The sequence below is a fragment of the Enterococcus haemoperoxidus ATCC BAA-382 genome (genome assembly GCF_000407165.1).
GTDB classification, from domain to species: Bacteria; Bacillota; Bacilli; order Lactobacillales; family Enterococcaceae; genus Enterococcus_L; species Enterococcus_L haemoperoxidus.
The window spans coordinates 1742822-1768497 of record NZ_KE136479.1 but is presented as its reverse complement, the minus strand read 5'-3'; the positions used below and the strand labels follow the sequence as shown (position 1 = coordinate 1768497).

Here is a 25676-nt window from a genome sequence, read left to right as displayed (position 1 = left end):
ATATAAAAGAAGAAAAATCTAAAAAAATAAACCCTCTAATGTTTGTTCGGCTGTTGAGCGAAGCAAGCATTAAAGGGTTTTTATTTAGAAAAAGGTGATTTTCTTGTTTGTTGTATCAACTGTTGCTTGATCACCGATTGGAATCGTAAAAATAGGTTGCGTGTGACCAAAATTCATATCATAAATCACAGGAATCTCTCGTAATAAAGGATACTTTGATAAAATCGCTAAAAGCCGTTCTTCTGTCATGTCTGTTTCTTTAGGAAAACGCCCAATCAGCAAGGCTTGTGGGTGCTTTACTACTTGAAGTAAGGCAGCTAGTCCACGAGCAAAATCATGGTAATCATTTTCTTCAGCATTTTCAACAAATAAAATCGATCGTTCGAGATCTGGTAAAAAACGAGTACCAAAAAGCAATTGGAAAGTACCTAAATTACCACCGTAACAAGTACCCGTCACAGGTTCAGAATGGCTGTAAACTTTCCAATCATTGGCAAATAATGTCCTTTTGGGATCAGGTAAATACCATTCGTCTTGGCTCCATGATTCAGAGGCAGATACGTCAAACGCTTTCTCATCAGTCGTTGCGTGCAAAAAGGTTTCAGTTTGATAATCTTGCAGTTCATCCATTTGAAAACTAGAAAAATGCGGGCCAACATACGTCAATAACTTCGTTTTAGCTGTGATCGCATTACACAATGCGGTGATATCACTATAACCGCAAAAAACTTTTGGGTGACGTTTGATTAGTTCAAAATCAAGATAAGGCAATAATTCATTACTATTGAACCCACCGATCGCTGTTAAAATTCCTTTGACATTGTCATCTGAAAAAGCGGCATGTAAATCTTTGACACGACTCATGATTGAAGAAGAGCCAAGAACATCTTGTTCATTTGTGTGTTCAGCAAAAGTAACTTTGAATCCTAAATCCGTCAATTTTTTCTCAGCGGACGTAATCCCCAAATCACTCAAACGTGCAAAACTAGTAGATGGCGCGATGACTCGGATTTCATCACCTGCTTGTAATCGTGGTGCTTTCATTTTTATCGCTTCCTTTTAAAAAACTTATTCTTAATTATAGCCAGAAAACCTTTGTTTTTGCAAGATATAGATAAGAAAGAGTAAGGACTCTTTTGTCAAAGATGAAACAGTGGACAAAATAAGGTATAATGAGGGAGAATATGTTTAGATTACGAAAAGACAAAAGAAAAAAGAGGTGCCTCTTATATGAAAAAAATATTAGTTGTAGATGATGAAAAGCCGATTTCAGAGATTGTGAAATACAATCTTACTAAAGAAGGATATGAAGTATTCACTGCCTATGATGGTGAAGAAGCTGTTGAAAAAGTCAAAGAAGTAGAGCCAGATTTAATTATCTTAGATTTGATGTTGCCAAAAATGGATGGTCTGGAAGTTGCCAGAGAAGTTCGTAAAACTTATGATATGCCAATCATTATGGTAACTGCTAAAGATTCAGAGATCGATAAGGTTTTAGGATTAGAATTAGGAGCAGATGATTATGTGACAAAACCATTCTCTAACCGAGAACTTGTGGCCCGTGTCAAAGCAAATTTACGTCGTGGTGCAACAAGTGCAAAAGAAGCAGAATCAACTACTCAATCGGAACTTACGATCGGAGATTTAACGATCCATCCAGATGCCTATATGGTATCAAAACGTGGAGGAAAAATTGAGCTGACTCATCGTGAGTTTGAATTGCTTTATTATTTAGCTAAACATATCGGTCAAGTAATGACTCGTGAACATTTACTTCAAACTGTTTGGGGTTATGATTATTTTGGTGATGTTCGAACAGTGGATGTGACCGTGCGCCGTTTAAGAGAGAAGATCGAAGACAGTCCAAGTCATCCGACTTATTTAGTCACACGTCGTGGTGTTGGTTATTATCTTCGAAACCCTGAACAGGAGTAGTGATTTATGAAGAAAAAAGTTCACTTTTTTCAATCGGTAAATTTTAAGATTGCATTATCATTTATTTTGTTATTATTGATTGCGATCCAAATTATCGGCGGATATTTCATCCGTGAACTGGAATCGACAACAATTAACGATTATAAACAAAATGTTGATCGGCAGGTAAACCAATTAGCCAGCACTCTTAGTCCCAAGCTCGGCGAAAAAGATCGTGATCGAACAGAAATCGATGCCAATTTGAAAAAAACATTAAGTGATTTTTCAGCTTCTGAGACGATTGAAGCCCGTGTGGTAGATGATAAAGGAATCGTAAGGGCAACCAGCGATTTAAATCGACAAGGAATTGTTGGCAAGAAAAATGATTATCGAGACTTGAATGACTTCAGTGCCAAAAAATATTCAGCCATTGATAATGATAAACGTGTATACATTAATGTTCAGCCTATCCAATCCCCGACTGGCGACACAGTCATCGGGGTTCTTTACGTTAAAAGTAATACGGAAAACAAATATCAGGAGATCACTGATACGGCTCGGATCTTTTTTACTGCCTCAATAATAGCAGGTGCGATCTCGATCATCGTTACAATTTTGATTGCAAGATCGATTACTCAACCAATTGGAGAAATGCGAGAACAAGCTTTACGAATTGCTAAAGGCGATTACACTGGCAAAGTTAAAGTTTATGATAAAGATGAATTAGGGCAATTGGCAGAAACGTTCAATCAGCTTTCTGAACGGATCGAAGAAGCACAAGAAACGATGGAAGCTGAGCGTAATCGTTTAGATAGTGTACTGGCCCACATGACAGATGGGGTTATTGCAACAGATCGACGAGGCAAAGTTATTACAATCAATGAAATGGCCCTGTCTTTATTGAATGTGAAAGACGAAGACGTAATTGGTTCTTCTTTACTGGAACTATTAGACATTGAAACAGATTATACATTGCGAAAATTGTTAGAAGAGCCAGAAGAGATTTTAATTGATCGTTCCGCATCGTCAATGGAAGAAGATCAAATGATTATTCGTGTTGATTTTGCAATGATCCGTCGAGAATCTGGATTTATTACGGGACTTGTCTGTGTATTACATGATGTAACAGAACAAGAGAAAAATGAACGTGAACGTCGAGAATTTGTTTCGAATGTCTCTCATGAGCTACGTACGCCATTAACGAGTATGCGTAGTTATATTGAAGCTTTAAGTGAAGGGGCATGGGAAAATCCTGAAATTGCGCCTAACTTTTTGAAAGTAACACTGGAAGAAACGGATCGAATGATTCGTATGATCAATGATTTATTAAATCTTTCAAGAATGGATTCCGGCAATGGTGAATTACAGTTGGAATATGTCAATTTCAATGAATTGATCAATTTTGTTTTAGATCGGTTTGATATGATGGTTGAATCAAATGATAAAAAGTATACGATTCATCGCGAATTCACAAAACGTGATTTGTGGGTGGAATTAGATACGGATAAAGTGATGCAAGTGTTAGATAATATTTTGAATAATGCAATCAAATACTCACCAGATGGCGGAGAAATTACGTGCCGTCTACTTGAAACCCATAATAATGTTGTTTTCAGTGTAACCGATCAAGGATTGGGTATCCCTAAAAAAGATGTTAACAAGGTCTTCGAGCGTTTCTATCGTGTTGACAAAGCACGTGCTAGAGAACAAGGTGGGACGGGTCTGGGGCTTGCTATTTCAAGAGAAGTAGTGAAAGCACACAATGGCGCGATTTGGGTGGAAAGTCAGGAAGGTCAAGGTTCTACTTTTTATATCTCCCTGCCTTATGAACCATATGAGGAGGACTGGTGGGAATGAAAATAACAGAAAAAATCGTAAGATTCGGCTTGATTTTCTTAGTACTACTCAGTTTGTATTTTTCAGTTAGCATTTGGCTTAGTTCCTCAAAAAAAGAACAGCCTATCAAAAATGACTCTCAACTTACGACAGCAGTTGTAAATGAACGAGTGGATACGGATGTATTTTTACCGTTACGTTTAATTCGTATGCAGGATGGAAAGTCGGAAATGAATACGAGTGAGAATCTGATCACAAATATTCAAAATGAAATAAAGCATAGTTCTTTTGGGAACTTGATGCAAACCGTGGTAGGAGATTCAGAACAGTTTGAAAAAAACTTGTCAATGGAACAAGGATTTGAACTACTATACGAAGGGCCATTTTTGTTAAGTGAATATATTTCTGTTTATAATTTAGGGTTGAAATCAGCGGATATCAGCATCGATGATAGTTACTTTACGTGTATTCAAGTGGATTTAACTCATAATAAGATTCGTTTTTTGGATTTTAACCGTAAAGATGTCTATGAAGCATCAATTACAATCGATACTGAAAAAGTATTAACCTTAATGAACAAAGTTGGTATACAATATAGCCAAATTTCAGAGCAACAAGCTGTTGCTGGGAAGCATTATTATTTATCAGAAGATCTTAAAATGAAAAAATATAGCTACATTTTAGCATCTCAGCCTGTAACAAAATTCCGTAATGCTTTTTTCGCTAATGTTGAAGATATTCAAACAAACGAAGATAGCAAAGACTTGTCCTATACAAGTGGGAGTGAACGATTAACAGCTGATGAAAAATTGGGAACGATCCACTTTAATGGAGAATTAGTGTCTAGAACAGCAAAAGACAATATCTACTCAGATAGTTTCAAATATATAAAAAAATTAGGAACGAATATGGGGAATATCCGTTACTTTGACCGGACGGATGCTGAAATCAATTATCGAACATTTGTAGAAGGATTCCCCGTCTTTAGTGAAAATGATAAAGGTCAAGTTCGGATCACGATCGGTAATGATAAAGCTGAAAAATCAACAGTAGTAATTGAGACCAGTGTTGATACGATCCAAGTACCGATTCCATCAGAGGAAGAAGTTGTCTTGAAGAGTACTGAAAGTTTACTGGAGCAATTGATTGCAAATGGTGCTAACTCAGAAAAAATCAATTCAATGGTAATTGGCTATACTTGGCATAAAATCGAAGAAATAACACAAGTTGTTGATCTGACTCCAGAGTGGTACATCCGCTATGATAACAAATGGTATCCAGAGCGCGAATTATTGGAAAAACTGGCCAATTTGGAGGTGGAATAATGGACTTCAAACGAATTGAGTGGATTTTTTTCCTAGCCTTTTTGGGCTTGAATATGTTTCTTTTCGGCATTTATCAAAAAGGGATAAAAGAAGAGAGCAGTGTTTCTTTTTCTGATCAAACAGACAGTATTGAAAAACGTTTAGACAAAGATGGAATCACCTTTAAAGGTACTCTTTCTGGAGAAAAAAAAGAGGGCTATTATTTAAGCGGTGAACAAACGAACTTTTATGAAGCAATTCAAAGTGAGCGGGAAAATAGAGACCGTAATTTTTTTAAGAATGGCATTGAAATGATCGATAATTCACTAACGGTTTACCCTCAGATGAATTATACTCAAATGAGCTATTTTGTTGATGAAAAGAATATTGGGAAGTCCTTAGAAGCTTTTTTGAATGATAAAGACAGTGTCTTATTCGGTAGTCAATACCGTTATTTACCTGACTTTTCTACTTTAAATGGAGAATTTCCGGAAATAATTGTATCTCAAAGCTATAAAGGAATCCCTTTTAAAGATGATACCGCACAAATTTCTCTGAAATTGGAAAAATCAGATGAAACAGATGGTTTACACAAAATCTACAAGTATACACAAACTCATATTCAAGCCATGGAAGAATTACGAGATAAGATGGATTTGTCTTCTGAACGTGATGCTATTGAAACGTTGTATATCAATAACAAAATTCCGAGTAATGCTAAGATTTCATTTAGAGAGTTAGCATATACAAGGATTTATAAAATTCGTGAGAAAAATGTGTATGTTCCTGTGTGGTTTGTCGGTGTCAAGTCTAGTGGTAGTAATTTGCAAATTGAGCAAGTGAATGCCATGAGCAATACAATCATCACAAATAATACTGTACCAAAGGTGGAAAATCAGTAGAGATGGTTGTATAATAAGTAGCTGTAGACTAATGAAGGGAAGCGAATAGAAAAATGAGCCAAGAAAAAGCTTTTAACATCAGCATTCTTGCAAGCGGCAGCACTGGTAATTCGCTTTTTATTGAGACTGAGAACAAAAAGTTGCTTATTGATGCAGGATTAAGTGGAAAAAAAATCACATCATTACTAGCGGAAGTGGACCGTAAACCAGAGGATTTGGATGCTATCTTAGTGACACATGAGCATCGCGATCATATTCATGGGGTTGGCGTTCTAGCTAGAAAATATAAATTAGATGTTTATGCGAATGAAAAAACGTGGGCAGCAATGGATCCGTTGATCGGAAATGTGGCACTTGAACAAAAACATATCTTTGATATGGGGAAGTTCTTGACCTTTGGTGATATGGATATTGAGAGTTTTGGTGTATCTCATGATGCCGCTGCGCCACAGTTTTATCGTTTTTATAAAGACAATCGTTCCTTTGTGATGTTGACAGATACAGGTTACTGTAGTGACCATATTCGTGGGACGATCAAAGATGCTGATGCGTACCTGATTGAAAGTAATCATGAATTAGAAATTTTGCGGATGGGTCCATACCCCTGGAGTTTAAAACAACGAATTCTAGGAGATAAAGGTCATTTATCTAATGATGACGGTGCTTTGGCAATGGCTGATGTAATCGGAGATCATACGAAACGGATATATTTAGGCCATTTGAGCAAGGAAAATAATACCAAAGAGCATGCCAGAATGGCGATGGAGTCGATTTTAGCTGAAAAGGGATTGGGCGTTAATTTTGATTTTAATGTCTACGATACAGATCCGGAATCGGCATCAGAACTATTTGCGATTTGATAATTTAAGAGTAAGCCAACGATGTTTCAAGTTTTGGCTTACTCTTTTTGTTATTCAACGAATATATTATAGATATTTTAATATATGCTGGCTTGTCTTGTTTTTTTGTAATAGGTGCAGTATAGTTAATTATATTTTGGAATGTTAAAAAAAGCATCCGTAAAACATATGATTACTGGTGTTATTTTTAGCAGTAGGAGGAATTCCATGTTTCAGTTTTTACCTCATTCAGTTTTACAAATGGGCACTATTTTTCTGTCAATCGTGATTGAAGCATTACCTTTTGTTATGCTTGGTTGCGTGATATCAGGAGCATTACATGTATTTTTAACACCAGAAAGAGTAAAAAAAATACTGCCGAAAAATAAATTTTTGTCAATTATCGTTGGCAGTTTATTAGGGTTCTTTTTCCCATCTTGTGAATGTGGCATCGTACCGATTGTTCATCAATTTGTTAAAAAGGATGTGCCCACATACACAGCATTTGCATTTATGATCACAGCCCCAATCATTAATCCAATTGTTCTTTTTTCTACGTACATTGCTTTTAGCAATTCTATTAAATTTGTTATCTGGCGTGTTGTAGGAAGTATGCTTGTTGCATTAGTCGTTGGTGTTTGGCTGGCTTATTTTAATTCTGAACCTATTTTACAGCAAGCGGAACTTGATCATGTATGTACCTTAGAAGAACATAGACATCAGCATCACGAAAATGAAGCATCTTGGCATAAATGTTGGTCTGTTTTGACGCACGGGATCGATGAATTTTTTGATTCAGGTCGTTATTTGATTTTTGGTTCTTTATTAGCTGCTGCAATGCAGACTTATTTACCAACAGGCGCTATATTACAACTAGGTCATACTAAGATTCTAGCTATTTTAGTCATGCTTGTTTTAGCAGCGACATTGTCTTTGTGTTCTGAAGCAGATGCATTTATCGGTTCGTCATTATTAAGTCTATTTGGTAGCGGACCTATAGTCGGGTTTCTCGTTTTTGGACCAATGGTAGACATTAAAAATTTATTGATGATGAAACGCTATTTTAAAACGTCGTTTATGTTGAAATTTGTAGGAATTGTTACGGTCGTTGTCAGTCTGTACGCATTAGCAATCTAAGGAGGGAAAGAGCAGATGATTCGATTTTTGATTTTAATTGGGTATACAATATTAATGATGTATTTGCAGGTATCAGGTAGATTAAATCAATATATTAATGTCCATTATAGCTATTTAGCGATCTTATCAATGGCGCTTTCTTTTGTTTTAGCAATCGTTCAATTGATTCTTTGGAATAAAGAAGAGGATAAGAAGACAGAAGATCATCATAATCATGCAGGTCATGATCATGGATTGAATAAACCGTATCAACGTGGAATTGCGTATCTTTTATTATCTTTACCATTGATCGTAGGATTTATGTTTCCTACAATTAGTTTGGACACTTCGATTGTTGAAGCGAAAGGGTTTAATTTTCCTTTGAGTAAAGAATCTGTTGGAGATCCAGATGTAGAGACACAATTTTTAAAACCTGATACTAGTATTTATTTTGATAAAACAGACTATAATGAACAAATGAAACAAGCGTTAACGAAATATGTCAAAGATAATCACGTAACTATCACCGATGAAAATTATTTAGAAGTGATGGAATTGATTTACAATTACCCAAGTGAATTTATCGGTAAGACGATTTCTTATAAAGGATTTGTCTTTAATTCTAAACAAAAAGAACAGCTAGATACCTTTGTTTTCCGATTTGGTATTATTCATTGCGTAGCAGATTCTGGAGTATTCGGATTGTTGACGAATATGCCTGAAAATCAGACATTTAATAATAATGACTGGGTAGAGTTGACAGGAACGATTCATTCTGAATATTATGCTCCGTTTAAACGAGAAATTCCAACTATAGAGGTTACAAAAGTAAAACAAGTAGATGAACCGAAAAATCAGTATGTTTATCGTTCATTTTAAGTAAAAAAGTACCAGCCAGAAATTGGCTGGTACTTTTTTACTTATTTTTTCCAGATAAGTTTAAACTCGAGTTCACCAGTAGCATCTATTTGTTCATTGAGTAGTTGAAATCCTTGTTTTTTATAAAAATTTACGGCAATTTGATTTTTTGCATAGACAGAAAGGCTTAATGTATCATGGGCTTGTTTTGCTGTATTCAAAAATTGTTGACCAATTCCTTGTTTACGATGACTGCTCGTGATAAAAATTCCGGCAATATAAGAGTCATTCATCCCCATAAAACCGATTATTTGGTTATTTTCGCGATACACATAAAGTTCAGATTTAGGCAACTGTGCTCTTACAAAATCTAGATTTTGGTTCCAGTAACTTTCTGGAATAAACGGATGTGCCTCACAATTAGCTTTGAACCAGATTTTAACTATTTCTTCTAATTCAATTGGTGTTAAGTGGCTGATTTTATTTATCATTCTTTTGTTCCTTTCTTATTTTGAATATGAAAGAACATTGACTGCACTCATTAACTCATCTCGGTATTTCTTATTTAACTAGTGGATTTATTTCTCTTCTTTTTTTCTAATCAAACTCACAATATCACGTTTTTCTCTAAAGTTCCTGATATTGTGATTCAAAACTTCGGATAAAACTAAACCTAACGCAATAGCACCTGCTATCATAATTGCTTGTACCGCTGAATAAACGGCTGTTTCATAGTTTCCAATCACTAAGTTTCGAACGGCTTGATAAGCTAGTCCTCCTGGAACTAAAGGCACCATGCCTGGAATGTTAAAAATAGTGACAGGTAGCTTTAACTTTCTTGAACAGATAAAACTAACAGCAGCTACACTTAAGGCTCCAAGCAAGGAACCTAAGGCAGCATTAGCGCCTAATTGAACGGCAAACCAATAGAACATCCAGCCGGACGCTCCGGATAGTCCACAAGCAATCAATGAACGTCTAGGTACATTTGTAATGATAGCATAAGCTGCTGATGCTAAAAAACTAAAAGAAAACTGAATTAGTAAATTGGTCATTTGAAAACCTCCGAATTTTAAACTGAATTACTTAACCCGATGAATGTCCTTTTTAATAGAACAATTGAAAAACAAATGCAATGGCAAAACCGATCATGGAAGAAGTCATCATTGCTTCAGTTCCTCTAGAAACGCCTGAAAGATAATGTCCTGCTAATAAGTCGCGTAAGGCATTTGTGATCTGAACACCTGGGACAAGCGGCATCACACAACCAATAATGATCATATCCTGATTAACACCTAATCCTATCTTACTACTCAAAAGAGCAGCGCAACCAATAAAGAAGGCCGCTAAAAATTCAGAAAGAAACTTGATACGTAAAACTTTTAAACTGGCATAATAAAGAATATAACCGAGTCCTCCGATTAAACAAGTTAAAAGTAAATCGGACCAAACACCGCCAAATAAAATCATAATCGTTCCGCTGACAACGGCAGCACTGATAAACCGCAGCCATAGAGGAAAGAATTTTCGTTCTTGTTCTAACGTTTTTAGTTGTTCTAGAAGTTCATCTAATGTATAAAGTCCAGTCACATATTCTCTGGAAAGCTGATTGATTCTGGACACTTTTTCTAAATTGATCGAACGATTTAAGATTTGAACCATCCGAATCGTTGATGTGCCATCAAGTCCCACGAAAAGCCCAGTTTGTGTGACATAGCTGACCAAACGATAATCTCCTGAAGCTAAAGCAATTCGGCTCATGGTATCTTCTACTCGATACATTTCCGCATCACTTTCCAGCATGATTTTCCCAGCTAGTAAACAAGTCTCTAAGACTTTTTCGATATCTATCGTTGCCATTTCGTTTCCTCACTTTTAAGTTCTGTCATCTTATCTATGATTAGTATAGTTGATTATGGCAAGAAAAAATAGCACGGAACAATAAAAAGAAAAATAACTATCAAGCAGTCTGCACAATCTATAGACATTTGCGTCAATTACAAGAATATTTAGACATTAGAATATCTCTTTGACACTTCTTATCGTATAATAAGAAAAAGTACAGAATGATTGGGATGAAAAAGATGATTTTATTGGGTTCTTTGGTGAATGGCTTAGCCATTATTTTGGGTAGTTTACTTGGTGCTGTTTTACGAAATATTTCCGAACAAATGAAAGATACCGTAACAAAAGGTATTGGATTAGGGGTTTTAGTATTAGGGATTCAAATGGCTTTTAAAACATCCTCTTTTATTGTAATTCTGATCAGTTTATGTTTAGGCGCAATGTTAGGAGAAGCGATAGGGATTGAAGATAAGATGAATGAGTTTGGTTTAAAGTTAGAAAAGCGTTATGCAAAACCAGACAGCAACTTTGCTGATGGATTTGTGACTGCATCGTTGATTTTTCTTATTGGATCAATGGGAATCATTGGCGCAATCGAAAGTGGTGTGGCGAATAATCATCAAACGTTATTTACAAAAGCTGTAATGGACGGCTTTATGTCGATCATGTTGACAGCTACATTGGGTGTTGGCGTTCTTTTTTCTGCAGTGCCTGTTTTTCTTTATCAAGGAATTATTGCTTTGTTTGCTAGTGTCTTAATGCGCTATATACCTAAAGAGTTACTGGATTTATTAATGGGGGAAATCAGTGCAATCGGTGGTTTGATGATTTTTGCAATCGGCTTGAATATTATGGACATCACTAAAATCAGAGTGTCGAATTATTTGCCAGGCATTCTTATTTTGATTGGAATCGTTACGGTACAATTTTATTTGTAATCAATAAAAATACTCCAGAAAATTGAATGAAATAGTGACAGACAGTTGTCATCATTTGTATGTTAAACTCATCTTATAAATGTTGAAGGAGTGAATTAAATGACCATTCAATTAACGGAAAAAATAATAAAAGGTAAGAAAATTCGCACGAATAATCATCGTTTAGATGAAATTATCGCTTTATGGAACAAAGTCCCAGAAATGCATTTAGATGGAGAGTTTTTCGCTGTCTATTCGAACTATGAAAGCAATTATCAAGGAGATTATGATTTGTTGGTAGGGAGCGAACAAGCTGATTTTACTGAAAGTTCAGTCATTCATACCGGTGAGTATGTAGAGGTTTCAGTAGCAGAGGCAAGCCCTAAAGGCGTGGGAGAAGCTTGGCAGAAAATTTGGAAAGACGAAGCATTGGAAAAAAGACGTACCTATTTATCAGATGTAGAACATTACAAAGCAGATGGGACGATCGTAATTTACCTTTCTGTTTAGATAGGAAAAAATAGTTGGCGCAAACGTTATTTTAGACCTGTAGAAAAGCTAATCAAGCTTTTCTACAGGCTTATTTTTTTAGTCAAAACAGGCTGGATACCGGTTGTGTTTTTTGTATATTTATTTAATAATGGTGTATAAATTTATAAAAAACCATTGACTTGTATAATGAGAAAATTTATAATATGAAAAACAACACTCGTTTGATAAAAAATAAAAAGAAAAGAAGTGAAGCTGATGAAGGTATCAATTGTTGGGGCTACAGGGTATAGTGGGTTAGAACTGTTACGTTATCTTAGACAGCATCCATTTGTTGAAGTCGTTTCGATCCATAGTCATTCAATGAATAAAAAATCATTAGAGGACATTAACCCTCATTTGAAGCAACTTATTTCTTTGCCTTTAGAAAAAATCGATCCAAATGAAATTATGGAAAAAAGTGATCTAGTCTTTTTAGCAACACCTTCTGGTATTTCAAAAGAGTTGGCACTGCCTTTCATTGAAGCGGACTTTCCGGTGATCGATCTATCAGGAGACTTTCGTTTAAAAGAAATTGGAGAATACGAAAATTGGTATGGATCGAGTGGAGCTCCGATGGATATGATTCAAAAATTTGATTATGGTTTAGCCGAATATCGGGAAAATCCTGAATCAAAATGGGTCGCTAATCCTGGTTGCTATGCAACCGCAGCAGAGTTATCTTTGGCACCATTATTAAAAGCGGATAAATTGGTTTTAGATTCTATCGTCATCGACGCTAAATCAGGTGTTTCTGGTGCAGGAAAAGGCTTGTCGCAAATAACACATTTTACTGAAACACATGATAATATGACGTTGTATAAAATGAACAGTCATCAGCATATTCCAGAAATTATTCAGCAGTTAAAAAAATGGGAATCGCAACTTTTAGCAATCCAATTCTCGACCTCTTTGATTCCAGTGACTCGAGGTATTTTCTTAACTGCATACGCTAAATTACAAGAACCGATTTCTGACGAGAGATTAGTTCAATTATATCAAGCACATTTTGAAAAGAGTCCTTTTATCCGGGTTCAAGAGGTAGGTCATTATCCTGTACTAAAACAAGTGATTGGCTCGAATTACTGCGATATTGGGCTATCTTATAATCCAAAAATGAATATGGTCACGATCGTAACTGTTCTCGATAATTTAGGCAAAGGTGCCGCTGGACAAGCGATTCAAAATTTGAATATTTTTACTGGATTTGATGAACGATGTGGTCTGGATCAGTTACCGATTTATCCATAGAAATGTATTATTAAGTAAAAATGAAGAGTTAAAACGTAGAGGAGCGGTAAGTATGAAGAAGGTCATTGTTATAAAAATGGGTGGAGTAGCCAGCGATAACTTAACAACATCATTTTTTGAACAAGTCGATTGCTGGCAAAAAAATGGGAAAAAAATTGTGATTGTTCATGGTGGTGGACATTATATTACTGAAATGATGCAGCGTTTGAATGTACCTGTAGTGATAAAAGATGGATTGCGGGTAACGACAGAAGAGGCATTGGATATTGCACAAATGGTGTTGATCGGGCAAGTACAACCAATGATCACTACTCATTTTCAACAAGAGGGATTTTCAGTTGTTGGTTTAAATGCATCTTGCGGTCAAATCATTACAGGAACGTTCCTTGATAAAAATACATTAGGTTCAGTTGGACAAGTCAAACAAGTAGATACGGAATTGTTAGAACATCTACTTGAAACGAAGCATATTCCTATTATTGCTCCTTTAGGTTTAACCAAAGAAGGAGAATGGTTGAACATTAATGCTGATCATGTAGCTTGTAAAGTAGCAGAGGAATTGCAGGCTGAAAAATTGTATTTGCTAACAGATGTTCCAGGCGTAAAAAAAGAAAATCAATGGCTGAAAGAACTTTCTACCAATGAAATTCCCATGCTTAAAACAGCTAAAATCATCAAAGGTGGAATGTTGCCTAAATTAGAAAGTGCTGTAACCGCCATCAAAGGTGGTGTAAAAGAAGTACATATCACAAATCAAATTCAACATGCCGGAACCATTATCAAATCTAAGGAGGTCTTTGCATGAGTTACCTATTTCCGAATTACCAAAGAAAAAAATTAGAGTTGATCAAAGGTTCTAAAAATACGCTAATCGATCAAACCGGAAAAAGGTATCTTGATTTTACAAGCGGTATTGGGGTAATGAATTTAGGATATAATGATCCTGAGCTGAATCAGGTGTTGTTAGAACAATCTAGTCTGTTATGGCATACACCTAATTTGTACGAAAATGACTTACAAGAACAAGTAGCTGAGAAGTTAGCAAATGGAAAAGACTATGTTAGTTATTTTTGTAACAGTGGCGCAGAAGCGAATGAAGCTGCAATCAAATTAGCTCGCAAAGCAACTGGTAAAAGTAAAATCATTACCTTCACAAATTCTTTCCATGGTCGAACATACGGTGCGATGAGCGCGACAGGACAAGATAGTATTCATGCAGGATTTGAGCCCTTGGTTCCTGATTTTATTTATCTCCCTTTTAATGAACTAGAGCCAGTAAAAATGGAAATCGATCAACAAACCGCAGCAGTCATGCTAGAATTGATTCAAGGTGAGGGCGGTGTATTACCGGCAGATGTATCGTGGATTCAAGCTGTACAGTCTCTTTGTAAAGAGCATGGGGCTTTGTTGATCATCGATGAAATTCAAACAGGAATCGGTCGAACAGGTACCTTTTATGCTTATGAACAATATCAAATCGAACCAGATATTTTCACATTGGCAAAAGGGTTAGGTAACGGCATTCCTGTTGGGGCAATGCTTGGTAAACGGAGTTTAGCAAATTTTTTTGGTCCAGGCAGTCACGGTTCAACTTTTGGCGGTAACAAATTAGCAATGAGTGTTGCTTGTAAAGTTGTCGAGCGCATCAATCAACCAGCATTTTTACAGGATGCTCAGAAAAAAAGTGGACAGCTATTTTCTGGTCTAAATCAAATAGCAGAAAAAAGTAAAATGATCACTGGGATTCGTGGGAAAGGATTAATGATCGGTATCGAGTTAGCTGATCAACATACCTTGAGCGTTGTATTGGAGCAATTAGAAGTCGAAGGGTTGCTAGCATTAAAGGCTGGTCAAACAGTTTTACGTCTTTTACCACCATTAACGATCACAGAAAAAGAAATTGATCAAGGTTTAGTGATCATTGAAAAAGTCTTAAACAATCTGGAGTCACAAATAGGCTTTTCAGAAAAGGGAGAGTGATAAACAATGAATTCCATGTATGGTAAAAGTATTTTGAATTTAACTGAGGTAAGTAAAGAAGAATTTTTATCAATTATTGAGCTAGCTGTGGCAATAAAAGCAAATCCAGAAGCATATCGAGGCGTATTAGCTGGAAAAATCTTAGCGATGATTTTTGAAAAAAACAGTACTAGAACGCGGGTTTCGTTTGAAGCTGGAATCATTCAACTTGGTGGTCAAGCGATTGTTTTAGATTCAAAAAGTACACAAATGGGCCGGGGAGAACCTGTCAAAGATACAGCAAATGTGATGTCCAGTTATGTGGATGCTATCATGATACGTACTTATTCTGATCAAATGGTTGCTGAACTAGCGGCGCAAGCATCCATTCCGATTATAAATGGACTTACGGATGATCACCATCCATGCCAAATTCTAGCAGATTTTCAAACGATTTATGAGCAAAAAGGCAAACTGGAAGGAATCAAGTTAGCCTATATCGGTGATGGCAATAATATGGCCCATTCGTTTTTGATTGGTGGAAGTTTAGTTGGGATGGACGTGAGCATCGCAACACCAAAGGGGTATGAACCAAAAGCGGAATTTGTTGAACTTGCTAAAAAGAATGCCAAAAAAAGTGGAAGTAAAATTGAAATTGTAAATACTCCTGATCATGCAGCAAAAAATGCCGATGTCATCGTAACAGATGTCTGGGCAAGTATGGGCGATGAATCTGAACAAAAAGAACGAGAAGAAGTTTTTAAGACGTTTCAAGTTAATAACCGACTAGTCGTTCAAGCGAAAAAAGATTACCTCTTCCTGCATTGTCTACCTGCTCATAGAGGAGAAGAGGTATCAGTTGATATTATTGATGGAGCACACTCTGCTATTTATCAAGAAGCGGCCAATCGTCTTCATGCTCAAAAAGCACTGATGGTCAAAGTTATGGCAAACTTATAAAAAAATGATAAGCGCGGGTAAAAAGGAATAATTTCTGATCCCGCCATTTATCTGGATTTGATGTGATTAGAAAGTGACTCACAGAGTTATTTCCTAGTCACATCATTTTATTTTTTTAAACGTATACATGATCCATTGATCCGTAGTAGATTGACTTGTCATCGAGAAGCCGAACTGAGACATATACTTTTGAAAATTAGTTGATTTTTTTAATTTTGGCAAAAAGTAATTGATTTTTGCAGATTCACAAGCAAAAATGACAGCACCATCTTGTTTGAGTACCCGATAAATTTCATGTAAGGCTTGCTCTAAGTCATCCCAGTGAAAATGCGTTTGAAACGCCGTTACAAGATCAAATGTTTCAGAATCAAAAGTAAGGTCATGGATATCCATTTTTTCAAAATGAAGCATTTTATCTGAATAATTTTTCTTAGCTTGTGAAATGGCCTCTTCAGAAAGATCAATACCTGTCACGGATCGAGTATTTCTTTGTTCCAAAAGATAAGCACTGGAAATACCGTTACCAACGTCAATATCTAAAATAGTCGAGTGATCCGTCAACTCGATTTTAGTTATTGCCCATTTTACTAAAGGTAGATAAACACTATTCCAAAGGCGCATCATCAAAATCCCTAAAAGTCCTGTTGGCTTTTTCGATTGTTTTAATAAAAGCCGAAATGAGCAAATCAATAACACAATCAATACAATACTAATTCCAATAAGCACAAAAAAACTACTTTATTTCATATTCATCCCTTTAAAAGAGTATACAATAAAAAAACAAGCGTTAGGAAAAAATAGATTAAAATGATGACAAAATCAATGCAAAAACCAAGTTATCCGCTCCATAAGCCATCAATTCTGTTAAAATTAAAGGAAATCTTTAATATATGACAGAAAATGTTAAGTTTTGTTTGTAGTTTTGGCTTGTTTTTAGTAGAATGAAACTGTATGAATAGAATAAAAGTGAGGTGTAGATAAATGGGTTTTACAGATGAAACTGTACGTTTTGATTTTGATGACAGTCGTAAGAAGGAAGTAAGTGAGACTCTAGCTACTGTATACAAGGCTTTAGAGGAAAAAGGATATAATCCGATTAATCAGATTGTGGGCTATTTACTTTCTGGAGACCCGGCCTACATTCCTCGTTATCAGGACGCTCGAAATTTGATTCGTCGTCACGAACGGGATGAGATCATGGAAGAGCTGGTTAAATATTACTTATCTGATCATGGAATCACTATTCGATGAGAGTAATGGGACTTGATGTCGGCTCTAAGACAGTAGGGATTGCAGTTAGTGATCCATTTGGCTGGACGGCACAAGGTGTAGAAATTATTCGCATCAATGAAGAGCAGGAAGAATTCGGCTTTGAACGCTTAGCAGAATTAGTCAAAGAATACGAAGTGACTAGATTTGTTGTCGGCTTGCCCAAAAATATGAACAATTCGATCGGCCCAAGAGCAGAAGCATCAATGGCATACGGAAAGAAAATCGAAGACATGTTCCAAATACCGGTTACTTATCAAGATGAGCGTTTAACAACTGTTCAAGCAGAGCGCATGCTAGTGGAGCAAGCAAATACCTCAAGAGCTAAAAGAAAAAAAGTAATCGATAAAGTAGCTGCTGTCATGATTTTACAAAATTATCTAGATGGCGCTAGCAATAAAATTTAAACGACTTGTTTAAAAAACAAGTGTAAGATAAAAGGAGAGCAAAACAAATGGCAGAAGAACATAACCATGATCATGATCACGAAGGACATGAACACATCACTTTAGTTGATGAACAAGGCAACGAAACATTATATGAGATTTTATTGACAGTTGACGGACAAGAAGAATTTGGTAAAAACTACGTACTTCTATACCCAGCTGGTGTTCCAGAAGAAGAAGATGTTGAATTACAAGCATATGCTTACATCGAAAACAACGAAGGAACAGAAGGCGAATTACAACAAATCGAAACAGACGCTGAATGGGACATGATTGAAGAAGTTTTCAATACTTTCATGGCGGAAGAAGAAGAATAGAGTTAAAAGAGTAGCTGAACCCTTGATGCATAAGGGTTCAGCTTTTTTATTTGTTTTAATGAAACGGCATTTTTTAAAAATTTAAGTGTTCATTCTTTTGATACTTGCGACAAGTGAATATAGTGGCCATAGTCATTTTTATTGACGCATGTTGCAATCTGTATTGAACTACTTTCAATACTTACGCAAGCTTCCAGTAATAAACTAACATGGATGCGTTTTGTGACTTGAACAGAGTAACTTTTACTTTTTAGACTAAATTGCAGTTATTTTTCATCGGATTTTTTTGGTATCAATCTATTGCCTAATTAAACATTACTTTTAACTTTTCAAGGTCGCATCTTCTTTTATCTAAGAGAACAACAGACTATTTTCTTTTTTTATTAAAAGTACTATACTGAATCAACTTCCACTTTCTCCTTTTGATAATACATCGAAAGAATCAACCCAATCCCAATGAAATTAGCCAAATAAGCTGTACCACCCTGACTAATAAAAGGCAATGGAATCCCAGTCAACGGAAGTAAACCAATATTCGATCCAATATTTTCAAGAATATGAAATAAAAAATACATAATCACACCAGTGGTAATATAGGCATAAAATTCACGCTTCGCATTTAACGTACAAATCAACATTTGATAAATTAAATAAAAGAACAATAGAATCAATGCGCAAGTCCCAACAAAACCATAAGCTTCTCCAATGACAGTGAAAATCATATCGGATTCACGAACAGGAACATAGACTTGCAAATTTGTTAATCCTTTTCCTAACATTTCACCGGACCCAATTGCGGTCAAACCACGGGCTTGCTGAAATGAAATTGAATCCGCATATTCAAAAGGATTGAGCCACGCATGAATTCGATTAAATTGATAAGGTTTAAAATGCAGGAATGAAAGAATTTTTTGCCCTTGTTCAGTCAAGACTAGCAAAATACCACTAACACCAAGTACACCAATTATACTGAAACCAACGGTTAAAATTTTCCAAGAACAGCCAGAAACAAGTACGATACCAAGAAAAATCGAGATGAAAACTAAACTTGTACCGAAATCTTTTTGATAAAACATCAAAGCTAAAACAGGTAAACTGACAATAACTAATTCACCCAACAAATGAAAATCTTCTTTTGACGTTGAAGGGGTTGTGGCGCGTTGTCTTCTTCTTGTAACGATATAAGCTAACATCAAAATATAGCCAAGCTTCATGAATTCTGATGGTTGAAATGAGATAGGCCCTAGCCTAAGCCAACGTTTCGTTCCTGTAGCGGCTGCCATAACAGGATCATGAAACTTTATAAGCAATCCCATTAGAATCAAGGATAGGCCGTATAAAGCGGGTGTTAATTTCCATAGATATTTGATAGGGATAAACATAGTACCGAACATTGTTCCGATTCCTAAAATAGTCCATAAAAGCTGTTTTTTTAATAACGGAGCAATCGATTCAACCATTGGATCAGCATGAAACGCACCATACTGAGCAACAAATCCGACGAGTATCAATAAAAAAACAGGTAACAAGAGGGCGTAATTCACTGGTTCGCTTTTTGCTGTTAATGATTTTCTCATACAACGCCTCCTTGTCGTCTAATTGTTTCTCTAAGTTCTGTTCCACGTGCATTCAAGGCAACACCAAGCGTGATGCTTAAAATCAGTAAACTAGACCCACCGTAACTGATAAAAGGAAATGTCAAACCGGTCATAGGGATATAACCTAACAGGCTACCAACGTTTACAGAAACTTGAAGGAAAAGCAACATTCCACATCCGATGTAAAGGTAAGAGTAGTAAAGGTATTTTGATTTTATTGCTAATAAAAACAAACGAGCAACAATAAAAAATACGGCGAATAAAATACCCAAAGAAAAAATCAATCCTAACTCTTCTATACAGATAGCAAAAATAAAATCCGTATCAGCTGCTGGAAGAAATCCTTTTTTCTGAATACTATTTCCTAAACCTAAGCCCCAAAAACCGCCATTATGCATGGCATAATAAGCATTAGAGGTTTGAAATCCCTTGCCAGTTGGATCAATAAAAGGATTTTGCATTACTTCAAAACGTGTTACTAAATAGCTGAATTTTTGAGGCATCCAATCAGTGGGAATCGACAATAAAAGAACCGTCCCTAACCGTTTTATTGCAACAAAGCCAACTAAAGCAAGTGATGTAAACAAAGGAGAAAGACCACTAAATAAAAACAATACTAAAACAAGAATAAAAATCATTGAAGCACCAGCTATATTTGGCTGTAAAGCAACAAAAAACATAAAGAAAATCGAAACCAGTAACGAGCGTTTGTGGTTTTTAAACGTAAATGGAACTAAGGTATCATTTTTAGACAAGTTAGAAGATAAGTACAATACAAGGACTAAAGGAACTAACTCAGACGGCTGAAATAAAAGAACGCCTAAATTGATCCATCGTTTTGCACCACCAACGCTTGTTCCGATAAAAGGCAACGCAACAATTGAGAGAAATGTTAATGCCAATAGGAAATACATCATCTTGGGTTTGCGAAGAACGCTCAAATTGACTCGATATACAAAACTCATGCAAAACAAACTAAAAAGAAAATACATTGATTGTTTGATTGCTTTACTTGCGGTCCCTAATTCACTGTCCAGCAATTGATAGGAACTTGAGCTATAGACCATCAGAATACCTACAACACATAAGATTAAATAAGGGATCAAAATATAAAAATCGACATAATGCAGTTTGGATAATCTTTTAGGCCAGCTCATCGTGAGGCTCCATCATTCAAAAAGTCTTGAATGGCCAGTGTATTTTGTTTTTCATCTACTTCCAGGACACTACCAGCATCGGTATAGTCGTTAAAGGCCCAGCTCCCTTTTACTGGCACAGATAACGTTTCTAGATTTTTTACTTTTCCTGTGAGAAAATCTTTTGCTAAATCTACAAGGAGATCACTTGGAATGTTTGTGTCTAAGTAACCGACCGCTTCACCAGCAATTTTTGGTAACTGCATAAAAGCAACTGCATCCTTAGATTGCTTAGCTAGAGCATCCATGACTTGCTGTTGTCTTCTGACACGTCCAAAATCTCCCTCTTCATCCATTCTAAAACGAGCATACTGCAGTAAAGTATTACCGTCCATGATTTGTTTGCCTTTTTTGATATCAACATTGTCTAAGTTGATGTCTTTTTCCGCATCAATTTCAATTCCTTTGGGGTAAAGTTCATTGATCAATCGGATAAAGTTATTAAAATCAGCGGATATATAATAATTGATTGGTAAACCAAAAGAATCATTAAGAACTTTGCGGGTTAATTCTGCTCCGCCATAAGCATAGGCAGCGTTGATTTTTTCTAAACCATGACCTGGTATGGATACATAAGAGTCCCTCATGATCGAAATTAATTTTGGCTGTTTCGTTTCGCTATTATAATGAGCGACCATCAATGTATCTGCACGTCCGCCATCTTCATCATCTTCACGCCCATCGTCACCTATTAGCATGATTGTGATCTCTTTCGTATTTGTTTGTTGATCACCGGAAAAATTATTATTCTTAGTCTTATTTACTTGAGAGAGAGCCATTTTCTTTCCGTTATGAAAGGTGATTGCAGTATAACTCCCGATTCCAGTCAGAAGTAAGATAATACTAAGAAGTATACAAATTAAGAATTTCATTCCTGTTTTCATTTTTTATTCCTCGCTAATCATTTTAATTGATCGTCAAATAAAGTTCGGCTTTAGGAATTGTTTTAGATGGGGATAAAGAGTTCTTTTTGCCGTGAATAATAAGTGACAGACAGTCAAAGCCTAATTTCGTCAACCTGTAAACCGTCACCTCCAAAATCAAAAATACTGTCACCATTATTTATCAAAACAAAAAAACTTCGCTTAAATAACTCAGCGAAGGGGGATTGATTTCAGCACAAAGAGAGCTTATTATCATTCTCATCGTTGAGTTTTAGCACTATGAAACGTAAAAAGCAGAGCTTTTAGCTACTTTGTGAAAAGCCTTAATTCGACAATTCCTGTCCTACCCATTACTGTCTTTCGACATTTTTGAGCAGTAGCCTGTGTTTCCATAGGAGCCTCACCTAACAAGTTATTTAGATCGCCCTAAATATAGTGAATATCTTCATTAATGTCAACTACTTAAGTATTAAATTTTTTATAATAAAAAGTGAGAAAATAGAATAATCCGTGTTGTTTTATCATTTGGCAGATAGGAAATCAAATGCGAGAGGGGCTACTTTAATTTGTCAAAGGCAAGCGCAAATTTGATGCATTTTAAGTTAATAGCCTGACAATTTCGTTTTCTTTACTCTTTCTTAAACTTATTAAAAATAAAATAGAAGTGTCAGAGCCAAGTAAAGAATCATAAAATGCTAGATGAGTGTGCATCAGAGTTAAATTTTCTGTAAGATAGAATAAGTGAAAGAATGCGCTTTTTAGCTTCTCTCATGATGAAAAACCCGACGATTGTGAAAGGATTAGAACCATTTGTACAAGGAATAATTGTGGATTTTGGTGTCCAAATACAGGCGATTTTAAGTGTTTTGAGTGGTGAGTACACACTATCAGAATTGTTACCTTTTCAGATGCCGGCAGATATGGAGAAGGTTGAACAAGAAGAAGATATGCCGCTTGATATGCTTTGCTATAAAGACAAGTTAGACCACGTTTATGACTTTGATTATGGCATGGATTTTGAAAAACGAATCGAAGATGAACGTGTGAAATATCTAAAATAGCATGTTTTTGAACAGTGACGAAACCTAAAACGTTTCGTTACTGTTTTATTTTTCGTCAATCAAATCATTAAACAAATAAAAATATGCGTGCTATAATGAAAAAAGTGATACAAGTCATGTAACTGTATTATAAAAAAAGATTTTTTTATTGTTTAATAACGAATGTTTCTTTTTGTATTAACGTTTTTTTGAAAAAGAAACATGATTATAAAAGGAGTGTAACACATGGCGGAAAAAAGCAGAAATGGCGCTAAAGTGATTGTAGAGAGTTTGAAAAACCATCAAGTTGATTATGTTTTTGGGATTCCAGGAGCAAAGATCGATGGACTATTTAATGCATTAGTGGATGACGGACCTGAATTGATCGTAACGCGTCATGAACAAAACGCTGCTTTTATGGCAGCAGCTGTTGGACGTTTGACCGGAAATCCGGGTGTGGTAGTTGCAACAAGTGGTCCGGGTGCAAGCAACTTAGCAACAGGTTTAGTCACTGCCACCGCAGAGGGCGATCCTGTACTAGCCATTGGCGGTCAAGTGAAACGCAGAGATTTACTAAAATTAACGCACCAAAGCATGAACAATGCTGCTTTATTTGAACCCATCACTAAATATAGTGTAGAAATTCAAGACCCAGAGACTATTTCTGAAGTTCTTGCAAATGCCTATCGTTTGGCTAAATCATCAAAAAAAGGCGCTAGTTTCATTAGTATTCCTCAAGATGTGGTGGACGGATCAGTCGAATCTGCTAGTATCAAACCTTTGAGTGATCCAAAGATCGGTTCTGCTTCATCTTGTGATATTCAATACCTTTCTAAACTGATTCAAGCAGCAGAATTACCAGTCTTGCTAGTTGGTATGAGAGCATCTACTGAAAAAGAAGCAAAAGCGATTCGTGAAATTGTTGAGAAAACAAATATCCCAGTTGTTGAAACATTTCAAGCGGCAGGTGTGATTTCTAGAAAACTGGAAGATCATTTTTTTGGTCGGGTTGGTTTATTCCGTAATCAACCAGGAGATATGTTGTTGAAGCGAAGTGACTTAGTCATCGCCGTCGGCTACGATCCAATCGAGTATGAAGCTAGAAATTGGAATGCGGAAGGGGATTCTAAAATCATTGTAATCGATGATACGCCAGCTGAGATTGATCTATATTTCCAGCCGGAACGTGAACTGATCGGTGATATTGCAGAAACGTTAACCGTACTTTTACCTAGTATTGAGGCGAAAATACTATCTGAAAAAGCAATGGATTACTTAGATTTATTGCACGAAAAGCTAATAGAACGGGATGACTTAAAAGAGCGGACAGAAAACGGTCTGGTCCATCCGCTAGAAGTTATTGAGACACTGCAAAATCTTGTGACTGATGAGATGACTGTTACAGTTGACGTAGGTAGCCATTATATTTGGATGGCGCGTCATTTTAGAAGTTATGAACCGAGACATTTGCTTTTTAGTAATGGCATGCAAACGTTAGGAGTAGCACTTCCCTGGGCGATTTCAGCTGCGCTTGTTCGTCCGAATACACAAATAATATCAGTATCAGGAGATGGAGGATTCTTGTTTTCTGCACAAGATCTTGAAACGGCGGTCCGCAAGAAATTGAATATAATTCATTTAATTTGGAATGATGGTCGCTATAACATGGTGGAATTTCAAGAGCAGCTAAAATATCATCGAATTTCCGGTGTGGATTTTGGACCGGTTGATTTTGTGAAATATGCTGAAGCTTTTGGGGCAAAAGGATTGCGTGCGGAGACCGTGGAAGAATTAAGAGCAGCAATTTTGACTGGGATTCAAACGGAAGGTCCTGTCGTGATCGATATTCCTATTGATTATCAAGACAACGAAAAACTTGGCGAAACGATTTTACCAGATCAGTTTTATTAGAAAGGTGATAACGATGACAAAAGAAGCAATCTTATACCAGCACGGGACATTAGGTGCTTTAATGGCCGGCTTAATGGATGGTACTGAAACAATTGCTAATATTTTGAAAAAAGGCGATTTTGGGATTGGGACTTTATCCGGTCTTGATGGAGAATTGATTATTTTAGGTGGAAAAGCTTATCAAGGAAGAGAAGATGGTGCGCTGATTGCACTAAATGAGGATCAAGAAACACCTTATGCTGCAGTGACAACCTTTAAGCCGACAATTACATTTCAAGTCGAACAGCTTACGGATAATCTAAAAATCAATACATTGATCCGTGAACAGTTAAAGAGTGAAAATTTGTTTCATGCAATTAAAATTCACGGGAAGTTTAAAAAAGTGCATATTCGAGCAATGCCGAAACAGGAAAAACCATATAAACGGTTAGTGGAAGTATCCAAAGAACAGCCTGAATTTATTAAAGAAGACGTTACTGGTACTATAGTTGGTTTCTTCACTCCTGAACTTTTTCAAGGAGTTGCAGCTGCAGATTTTCATTTGCATTTTATTGATGATGATCAAACATTTGGTGGACATCTGATGGATTTTGAATTGGAAACAGGAACGGTTGAAATTGAACCGATGGACTCTTTATTGCAACATTTCCCTAAAAATGATGAGACGTTTATCCATACTGAAATAGATTATGCAGATTTGAATAAAGAAATTAAAGAAGCAGAATAAAAAAAGCCTAAGACAGTTTGTAACGACCCCAAAAAGTTAGACCTGAAAATCTAACTTTT

General features: G+C 36.1%; 27 protein-coding genes and 1 riboswitch. Of the genes, 19 read left to right on the top strand and 8 right to left on the bottom strand.

Translation table 11 applies throughout. The annotated features are described in order from the left end of the window. Positions 1 to 84: 84 nt before the first annotated feature. Positions 85 to 1044 carry a S66 family peptidase gene (locus tag I583_RS08180; RefSeq protein ID WP_010760964.1) on the bottom strand — a complete coding sequence of 320 codons (960 nt, stop codon included), beginning with the start codon at positions 1042 to 1044 and terminating at the stop codon, positions 85 to 87. A 186-nt stretch (positions 1045 to 1230) separates the two neighbouring features. Between I583_RS08180 and yycF the strand changes: the two genes are divergently transcribed. The 7 genes from yycF to I583_RS08145 all read left to right on the top strand — a co-directional run bounded on the left by yycF (position 1231) and on the right by I583_RS08145 (position 8790). Beyond that, complete coding sequence (yycF, locus tag I583_RS08175) at positions 1231 to 1935, top strand: response regulator YycF (protein WP_010760965.1); 705 nt, start codon at positions 1231 to 1233, stop codon at positions 1933 to 1935. 6 nt (positions 1936 to 1941) lie between these two features. After that, on the top strand, positions 1942 to 3771 hold the full coding sequence (gene walK / locus I583_RS08170; RefSeq protein WP_010760966.1) for a cell wall metabolism sensor histidine kinase WalK: 1830 nt from the start codon (positions 1942 to 1944) through the stop codon (positions 3769 to 3771). Then, a complete protein-coding gene (locus I583_RS08165; protein ID WP_010760967.1) occupies positions 3768 to 5075 on the top strand; it encodes a YycH family regulatory protein in 1308 nt (435 codons plus the stop codon). Before walK ends, I583_RS08165 begins: the two co-directional genes overlap by 4 nt. Then, complete coding sequence (locus I583_RS08160; protein ID WP_010760968.1) at positions 5075 to 5956, top strand: two-component system regulatory protein YycI; 882 nt, start codon at positions 5075 to 5077, stop codon at positions 5954 to 5956. The genes I583_RS08165 and I583_RS08160 overlap by 1 nt, the downstream gene beginning before the upstream one ends. Positions 5957 to 6009: 53 nt before the next feature. Further along, positions 6010 to 6816: an MBL fold metallo-hydrolase gene (locus I583_RS08155; RefSeq protein WP_010760969.1), complete on the top strand. Its 807-nt coding sequence runs from the start codon at positions 6010 to 6012 to the stop codon at positions 6814 to 6816. A 207-nt stretch (positions 6817 to 7023) separates the two neighbouring features. Continuing rightward, positions 7024 to 7932 (top strand): permease, encoded by a 909-nt coding sequence (locus I583_RS08150; RefSeq protein ID WP_010760970.1) that lies wholly within the window; start codon positions 7024 to 7026, stop codon positions 7930 to 7932. 15 nt (positions 7933 to 7947) lie between these two features. Then, complete coding sequence (locus tag I583_RS08145) at positions 7948 to 8790, top strand: TIGR03943 family putative permease subunit (protein WP_010760971.1); 843 nt, start codon at positions 7948 to 7950, stop codon at positions 8788 to 8790. 41 nt (positions 8791 to 8831) lie between these two features. On the opposite strand, the gene I583_RS08140 is transcribed toward I583_RS08145, so the two are convergent. From I583_RS08140 to I583_RS08130, 3 genes are all read right to left on the bottom strand, one after another. Further along, on the bottom strand, positions 8832 to 9260 hold the full coding sequence (locus I583_RS08140) for a GNAT family N-acetyltransferase (RefSeq protein ID WP_010760972.1): 429 nt from the start codon (positions 9258 to 9260) through the stop codon (positions 8832 to 8834). Between the two features lie 87 nt (positions 9261 to 9347). Further along, the gene (locus I583_RS08135; RefSeq protein ID WP_010760973.1) at positions 9348 to 9824 is read right to left on the bottom strand and encodes a threonine/serine exporter family protein; all 477 of its coding nucleotides are present in this window, start codon (positions 9822 to 9824) and stop codon (positions 9348 to 9350) included. A gap of 52 nt (positions 9825 to 9876) precedes the next feature. After that, positions 9877 to 10629: a threonine/serine exporter family protein gene (locus tag I583_RS08130; RefSeq protein ID WP_010760974.1), complete on the bottom strand. Its 753-nt coding sequence runs from the start codon at positions 10627 to 10629 to the stop codon at positions 9877 to 9879. 224 nt (positions 10630 to 10853) lie between these two features. Between I583_RS08130 and I583_RS08125 the strand changes: the two genes are divergently transcribed. The 6 genes from I583_RS08125 to argF all read left to right on the top strand — a co-directional run bounded on the left by I583_RS08125 (position 10854) and on the right by argF (position 16229). After that, positions 10854 to 11552, top strand: coding sequence for a DUF554 domain-containing protein (locus I583_RS08125; RefSeq protein WP_010760975.1), 699 nt, complete (start codon positions 10854 to 10856; stop codon positions 11550 to 11552). Positions 11553 to 11651: 99 nt separating this feature from the next. Next, positions 11652 to 12041: an effector binding domain-containing protein gene (locus I583_RS08120; protein WP_010760976.1), complete on the top strand. Its 390-nt coding sequence runs from the start codon at positions 11652 to 11654 to the stop codon at positions 12039 to 12041. Between the two features lie 237 nt (positions 12042 to 12278). Beyond that, the gene (gene argC / locus I583_RS08115) at positions 12279 to 13310 is read left to right on the top strand and encodes an N-acetyl-gamma-glutamyl-phosphate reductase (protein WP_010760977.1); all 1032 of its coding nucleotides are present in this window, start codon (positions 12279 to 12281) and stop codon (positions 13308 to 13310) included. A 52-nt stretch (positions 13311 to 13362) separates the two neighbouring features. After that, the gene (gene argB, locus I583_RS08110; protein WP_010760978.1) at positions 13363 to 14115 is read left to right on the top strand and encodes an acetylglutamate kinase; all 753 of its coding nucleotides are present in this window, start codon (positions 13363 to 13365) and stop codon (positions 14113 to 14115) included. After that, complete coding sequence (locus I583_RS08105; RefSeq protein WP_010760979.1) at positions 14112 to 15290, top strand: acetylornithine transaminase; 1179 nt, start codon at positions 14112 to 14114, stop codon at positions 15288 to 15290. The genes argB and I583_RS08105 overlap by 4 nt, the downstream gene beginning before the upstream one ends. Positions 15291 to 15296: 6 nt before the next feature. Then, on the top strand, positions 15297 to 16229 hold the full coding sequence (argF, locus tag I583_RS08100; protein ID WP_010760980.1) for an ornithine carbamoyltransferase: 933 nt from the start codon (positions 15297 to 15299) through the stop codon (positions 16227 to 16229). 102 nt (positions 16230 to 16331) lie between these two features. Here the strand turns inward: argF and I583_RS08095 are convergent, their stop codons facing one another. Continuing rightward, entirely contained in the window at positions 16332 to 16955 is a 624-nt protein-coding gene (locus tag I583_RS08095; protein WP_010760981.1) for a class I SAM-dependent methyltransferase, read from the bottom strand. Positions 16956 to 17210: 255 nt separating this feature from the next. On the opposite strand from I583_RS08095, the gene I583_RS08090 reads away from it, so the two are divergent. The 3 genes from I583_RS08090 to I583_RS08080 are packed head-to-tail and all read left to right on the top strand — an operon-like array spanning position 17211 to position 18261. Further along, entirely contained in the window at positions 17211 to 17480 is a 270-nt protein-coding gene (locus I583_RS08090; RefSeq protein WP_010760982.1) for an IreB family regulatory phosphoprotein, read from the top strand. Continuing rightward, complete coding sequence (gene ruvX / locus I583_RS08085) at positions 17477 to 17905, top strand: Holliday junction resolvase RuvX (RefSeq protein ID WP_010760983.1); 429 nt, start codon at positions 17477 to 17479, stop codon at positions 17903 to 17905. The genes I583_RS08090 and ruvX overlap by 4 nt, the downstream gene beginning before the upstream one ends. Before the next feature lie 47 nt (positions 17906 to 17952). After that, complete coding sequence (locus I583_RS08080) at positions 17953 to 18261, top strand: DUF1292 domain-containing protein (RefSeq protein WP_010760984.1); 309 nt, start codon at positions 17953 to 17955, stop codon at positions 18259 to 18261. 392 nt (positions 18262 to 18653) lie between these two features. Here I583_RS08080 and I583_RS08075 read toward each other — a convergent pair whose 3' ends face one another. Genes I583_RS08075 through I583_RS08065 form a run of 3 tightly spaced genes read right to left on the bottom strand, consistent with a single transcriptional unit; the run spans position 18654 to position 21939 of the window. Continuing rightward, positions 18654 to 19838 (bottom strand): FtsW/RodA/SpoVE family cell cycle protein, encoded by a 1185-nt coding sequence (locus tag I583_RS08075; protein ID WP_010760985.1) that lies wholly within the window; start codon positions 19836 to 19838, stop codon positions 18654 to 18656. Further along, entirely contained in the window at positions 19835 to 21016 is a 1182-nt protein-coding gene (locus I583_RS08070) for an FtsW/RodA/SpoVE family cell cycle protein (protein ID WP_010760986.1), read from the bottom strand. Before I583_RS08070 ends, I583_RS08075 begins: the two co-directional genes overlap by 4 nt. Then, the gene (locus I583_RS08065; protein WP_010760987.1) at positions 21013 to 21939 is read right to left on the bottom strand and encodes an LCP family protein; all 927 of its coding nucleotides are present in this window, start codon (positions 21937 to 21939) and stop codon (positions 21013 to 21015) included. The genes I583_RS08070 and I583_RS08065 overlap by 4 nt, the downstream gene beginning before the upstream one ends. A 249-nt stretch (positions 21940 to 22188) precedes the next feature. After that, a riboswitch (M-box (ykoK) riboswitch) is annotated at positions 22189 to 22358 on the bottom strand. Between the two features lie 351 nt (positions 22359 to 22709). Here I583_RS08065 and I583_RS08060 point away from each other — a divergent pair. The 3 genes from I583_RS08060 (at position 22710) to budA (ending at position 25617) form a co-directional block, all read left to right on the top strand. Beyond that, a complete protein-coding gene (locus I583_RS08060) occupies positions 22710 to 23000 on the top strand; it encodes a hypothetical protein (protein WP_143139991.1) in 291 nt (96 codons plus the stop codon). A gap of 225 nt (positions 23001 to 23225) precedes the next feature. Then, positions 23226 to 24890 (top strand): acetolactate synthase AlsS, encoded by a 1665-nt coding sequence (gene alsS, locus I583_RS08055; protein WP_010760989.1) that lies wholly within the window; start codon positions 23226 to 23228, stop codon positions 24888 to 24890. Positions 24891 to 24903: 13 nt separating this feature from the next. Next, complete coding sequence (gene budA / locus I583_RS08050; RefSeq protein ID WP_010760990.1) at positions 24904 to 25617, top strand: acetolactate decarboxylase; 714 nt, start codon at positions 24904 to 24906, stop codon at positions 25615 to 25617. Positions 25618 to 25676: the final 59 nt, after the last annotated feature.